This window comes from Longimicrobium sp. (assembly GCF_036554565.1).
Lineage (GTDB): Bacteria > Gemmatimonadota > Gemmatimonadetes > Longimicrobiales > Longimicrobiaceae > Longimicrobium.
This window is the reverse complement of the sequence record NZ_DATBNB010000251.1, coordinates 1-4,778: the sequence shown is the minus strand read 5'-3', so window position 1 is coordinate 4,778 and position 4,778 is coordinate 1. Positions and strand designations below refer to the sequence as shown.

The following is a 4,778-nucleotide window of genomic DNA, read 5'->3' as shown; positions in this document are numbered from 1 at the left end:
GGCGAACGCGCTTGCGATCGTCTTGTTCACGTGGGAATGCGAAGGTGTGGATTGGGGATGGTCCGCCGGCCGCCCGGTGCAAGACCGGCAGGCGCCCGCGCCGGATAGTATCGCCCTAAATCCGATGGCAGCAAGGGAGTTGCCGGCCGGCGTCCTCACCCCACTGCGGCAGGGCGTCCGCTCAAGAGGACATCGCGGGCCGGCAGCCCGCACCTGGAAAACCTGCATCCGATTGCGGATCATCAACTTGCGATTTCGGACCACGATGGAGACGCGTTTGCCTTTGAAGTCCAGCAGATGCCGGTCCGTTATCGACTTCGATGATCCGAGAGTTTCCCATGAAGATCCGAGCCGCACTCCTGAGCCTGATTGCCGCCCTCCTGGTTTCTGCCTGCACCACCACCAGCGCCGTGCTCCTGGGCGGCAGCGGCACCTATCCCGAGCTGAACCCGGCGGAAGTCCGCGTCTTCCTGCGGGAGCGCGACGTCCCCGCCGAGTATGAGCGCATCGCCCTGGTCACGGCCAAGAGCGACGCCGGCTGGACGGACGAAACCGACCTGATCCGCGCGATGCGCAAGCGTGCCGCCAAGCTGGGCGCCAACGCCATCATCATCGGCGACATCAGCGACCCCACAACGCTGGAGCGCGTCGCCGAGGTGCTGACCGACTACGAGCCCCAGCGCCGCGGCCGCGCCGTCGCCATCCGTCTGGCGGAGTAGAACACGAGCACCCTTCCCCTCCCCGATGCGCGCGGACGAACCCACGCGCTGATGGCATAGATCGAAGTACGAACGAGCGGCCCGGGAACTCTCCCGGGCCGCTCGTTTTGCGCTGCGTTCCCGCCCCCGTCCCCATCGGCGCGATCCCGCTCCGCCCCAGGTGCGACGGAGTTTCGTCACGCTCTGGACAGGAGCCCGCGACCGCATTACCGTTCGTTCACTCTGCACTCTTTCGGAAGGAGGAACCCATGCGTGGACAGAGGAAGCCGTGGCGGATCGGGATGAACGCGGGACCCAGTCGGTTCACCGACGAACAGATTCGCGCCGCTATCGAGGCCGTGATGAAGAAGTGGCCGATCCGCCCCGAAGAAATGGAGTGGTCGCGCAGGCCCAAGCGCCGGTCGTGCATCGCGCGGCAGCGGGGGCTGCTCAGGAACCTCCAGTAGCCTACGAGCGAAACATCTTTCTGAACTGCCCGTTCGATACGGAGTACAGCCCGCTGTTTCAGGCAATTACGTTCGCGGTGCACGAATGCGGGTTTCAGGCGCGGTGTGCGCTCGAGGCAGAAGACAGCGGCGAGGTGCGGATCCAGAAGATCAAACGGATCATCCGCGAGTGCCGGTTCGGCATCCACGACATCTCCCGGGTGGAGTTGGACGCCGTGAATCAGTTGCCGAGATTCAACATGCCCCTGGAACTCGGGTTGTTCATGGGAGCGCAGGAATACGGGCGAGGCGACCAGAAACGGAAGCTCTCTCTCGTGCTCAACGCAGAGCCGTATCGCTATCAGAAGTTCTGTTCGGATATCGCTGGCCAGGACATACGCGCCCACTTCAACACGGCTGAACAAGCCATTGTGGCCGTGCGCGGCATGCTCTCGACGTGCCTCGGCGGAGACGCACCCATTCCCGGCGCATCGGCGATCCAGGCACGCCACGTCCAGTTCCTCCGCCGCCTCCCGGGGCTGTGCAGGGAGCTACGCATGCGGCCAGACGAGTTGCGGTTCGTGGAGTTCCGGTGGCTGGTCACCCGATGGCGAGCCAACAACCCTGCACGGGGCCTGACCGCGGCAACGCGGCGCCGTTCGGGACGATAGCCCGGCCACCGCCGTGCCTCGCCGGCCATCGTTAGCCGCTTCCACTACATGCAGCCACCTTTACGGACCGGGAAGATGAGGAAAAAGCTCACCATCACCTTGGATGCGGACATATACGAGGGTCTTCATCGGGTAGTCGGCGCCCGCAGGATCAGCCGGTTCATCGAAGAACGGGTCCGGCCTCACCTGATTGACAAGGACGAGCTGGAAGCCGACTACGCCGCGTTGGCCGCCGCGGAAGCAGCCGATCCAAACTACGGCGATTGGGAGGAGGAACCGCTCGGGGACGAAGCCGATGAATCGCGGTGAAATCTGGTTGACTGACGCCGACGGAACTGCGGGAGAGATGGACCAGCGGTCCCGGGGGCGTCAATGAATCGTGACGGGGGCACGCGGGTCTACAACGGCCGCTGTATCCACCTCGCCATCTAAGCTTCCATCACCCACCGTCGTCCGCGGCCCAGGCGCGGGTGGCGCTCAGGGCGCGGCGCCAGCCGGCCAGCAGGGCCGCGCGGGCGGATTGGTCCACGGCGGGCGTGAAGACGGTTTCCTCCGGCCGAGCGGCGTGGAAGTCTTCCGGCGTGGCCCAGACCCCGGTCGCCAGCCCCGCGAGGCCGCCGGCACCGCGCGCCGTCATCTCCACCATGGCCGGGCGGCGGACGGGGGTGCCCAGCACGTCGGCCTGGAACTGCATCAGCCAGTCGTTGGCGGTGGCGCCGCCGTCCACGCGCAGCTCGGGAAGGCTCACCCCCGCGTCGCCCTCCATGGCCGCGGCCACGTCGAGCGTGGAATAGGCCATGGCCTCCAGCGCCGCGCGCGCCAGGTGCGCACGCGTGCTCCCACGCGTGAGCCCCACGATGGTCCCGCGCGCCCCCGGCTCCCAGTGCGGCGCGCCCAGGCCGGTGAACGTGGGGACGAAGTACACGCCGTCGTTCGTCTCCAGCGAGCGGGCCAGCGCCTCCGTCTCCCCCGCCTCGTCCAAAATGCCGAGGCCGTCCCGCAGCCACTGCACGGCCGCGCCGGCGATGAAGATGGAGCCCTCCAGCGCGTACGCCCGCTCGCCGCGCGGGCCGCAGGCGGCGGTGGTCAGCAGGCCGTGCTTGGACGCGACGGGCCGGTCGCCCGTATGGACGAGGAGAAAGGCGCCCGTGCCGTACGTGTTCTTTCCTTCTCCGGGCGCCCAGCACCCGTGCCCGTACAGGGCCGACTGCTGGTCGCCCGCGATCCCCGCCACGGGAATCTCCGCGCCCAGCGCATCGCCCGAGGTGGAGCCGTAGACCTGGGACGAGGGGCGGATCTCCGGCAGCACGGCGGCGGGAATGCCGAACAGGTCCAGCATCGCGGGATCCCACGCGCCCGTCTCCAGGTTGTACAGCAGGGTGCGCGAGGCGTTGGTAGGGTCCGTCAGGTGCAGGCGCCCGCCGGTGAGGGTCCACACCAGCCACGAATCGATGGTCCCCGCCGCCAGCTCGCCCGCCTCGGCGCGGCGGCGTGCGTCCGGCACGTTGTCCAGCAGCCAGCGCAGCTTGGTGGCGCTGAAGTACGGGTCGATGACCAGCCCCGTCGTCGCGCGCACCTGGCCCTCGTGCCCCGCCTCCTTGAGCGTGCGGCAGACGTCGGCCGTCCGCCCGTCCTGCCACACCAGCGCGCGGTGCACCGGCTGCCCCGTCGCGCGGTCCCACAGGACGATGGTCTCGCGCTGGTTGGTGATGCCGATGCCGCGCACCCCCTCCAGCCCGACGCCGGCGTGCTCGGCCGCCACGCGCGCCACTCGCCGCGTGACCTCCCAGATCTCCGCCGCGTCGTGCTCCACCCAGCCGGGCCGGGGAAAGTGCTGCGTGAACTCGCTGTACGCGCGCCCGCGCACCTGGCCGTCGGCGTCGAGGATCAGGCAGGTGGAGCCGGTGGTGCCCTGGTCGATGGCGAGGATCATCGGGAGGCGTGGTCTGGAGTGGACGGCGAAGCCGGAGCGGCGAATCTACATCCCCCGTACGCAAAAAGGCGAGCCGCCGTGAAAGACCACGGCGGCTCGCCTCGTTCAACCCTCCCGCTGCCGCGTCAGACGGCGGTGCGCGCCCGCGGACGGTTGCTGTGCGACGGGGCGGCCTGCGCCTTCTTGGTGGGCTGGTGCGGCCACTTCTGCTCGATGAAGTACAGCACCGGCGACGCGACGAAGATGGACGAGAACGTACCGATGGCGATGCCCAGGATCAGCACCAGGGCGAAGTCGCGGATCACCGGGCCGCCGAACAGGAAGAGCGACACCAGCGTCACCAGCGTACCCGACGCGGTCAGCACCGTGCGGGGCAGCGTCTCGTTGATGGCCCGGTTCAGCAGCTCCATGTAGCTCATACCGTGGCGCGGCTTGGCCAGGCTCTCGCGGATGCGGTCGAACACCACGATGGTGTCGTTCAGCGAGTAGCCCACGATGGTCAGGAACGCCGCCACCGTGCCCAGCGACACCTCCGACCGCATGATCGCCAGCAGGCCCAGCGTGATCAGGATGTCGTGCCCCGTGGCCGCGATGGCCGCCACGCCGAACCGCCACTCGAAGCGGATGGCCAGGTAGATCAGCGTCACCGCGAACGAGAGCAGGATGGCGATCAGCGCCCGGTACTGCAGCTCGTCGCCCACCTTGGCGCCCACCGACTCGGTGCGCGACACCACGTAGGAGCTGGCCGGGAACTTCGAGGCCAGCGCCTGCTGCACGTCCTGCGCGGCGGTGCGGCCCACCTCGGCCTTGAACTCCTTGCGGATCACCACGTCGCGGGGGCCGCCGAACTGGCTGATCTCCCATCCCTCGTGCCCCGCGGTGCGGGCGGCGGCGCGGATCTGGTCGATCTCCACGGGCTGGTTGAACTTCAGGTGCACCAGGGTGCCGCCGCGGAAGTCCACGCCGTAGTTGAGCCACGACCCGATCTGCTGCGTGTTGAGCAGCATGGCCCCCAGGCTGGCCGCGAACA

At 68.5% G+C, this 4,778-nt stretch carries 5 protein-coding genes; 3 read left to right on the top strand and 2 right to left on the bottom strand.

All coding sequences use genetic code 11. The annotated features are described in order from the left end of the window. The first annotated feature begins 338 nt into the window (after window positions 1-338). From VIB55_RS06800 to VIB55_RS06790, 3 genes are all read left to right on the top strand, one after another. Complete coding sequence (locus tag VIB55_RS06800; RefSeq protein ID WP_331875916.1) at window positions 339-719, top strand: hypothetical protein; 381 nt, start codon at window positions 339-341, stop codon at window positions 717-719. 268 nt (window positions 720-987) lie between these two features. Then, the gene (locus VIB55_RS06795; protein WP_331875915.1) at window positions 988-1,815 is read left to right on the top strand and encodes a hypothetical protein; all 828 of its coding nucleotides are present in this window, start codon (window positions 988-990) and stop codon (window positions 1,813-1,815) included. A gap of 75 nt (window positions 1,816-1,890) precedes the next feature. Next, entirely contained in the window at window positions 1,891-2,124 is a 234-nt protein-coding gene (locus VIB55_RS06790; RefSeq protein ID WP_331875914.1) for a hypothetical protein, read from the top strand. Between the two features lie 130 nt (window positions 2,125-2,254). Here the strand turns inward: VIB55_RS06790 and glpK are convergent, their stop codons facing one another. After that, window positions 2,255-3,748 carry a glycerol kinase GlpK gene (gene glpK, locus VIB55_RS06785; protein ID WP_331875913.1) on the bottom strand — a complete coding sequence of 498 codons (1,494 nt, stop codon included), beginning with the start codon at window positions 3,746-3,748 and terminating at the stop codon, window positions 2,255-2,257. A gap of 125 nt (window positions 3,749-3,873) precedes the next feature. Further along, a partial coding sequence (gene secF, locus VIB55_RS06780; RefSeq protein ID WP_331875912.1) for a protein translocase subunit SecF occupies window positions 3,874-4,778 on the bottom strand: 905 nt, incomplete at its 5' end.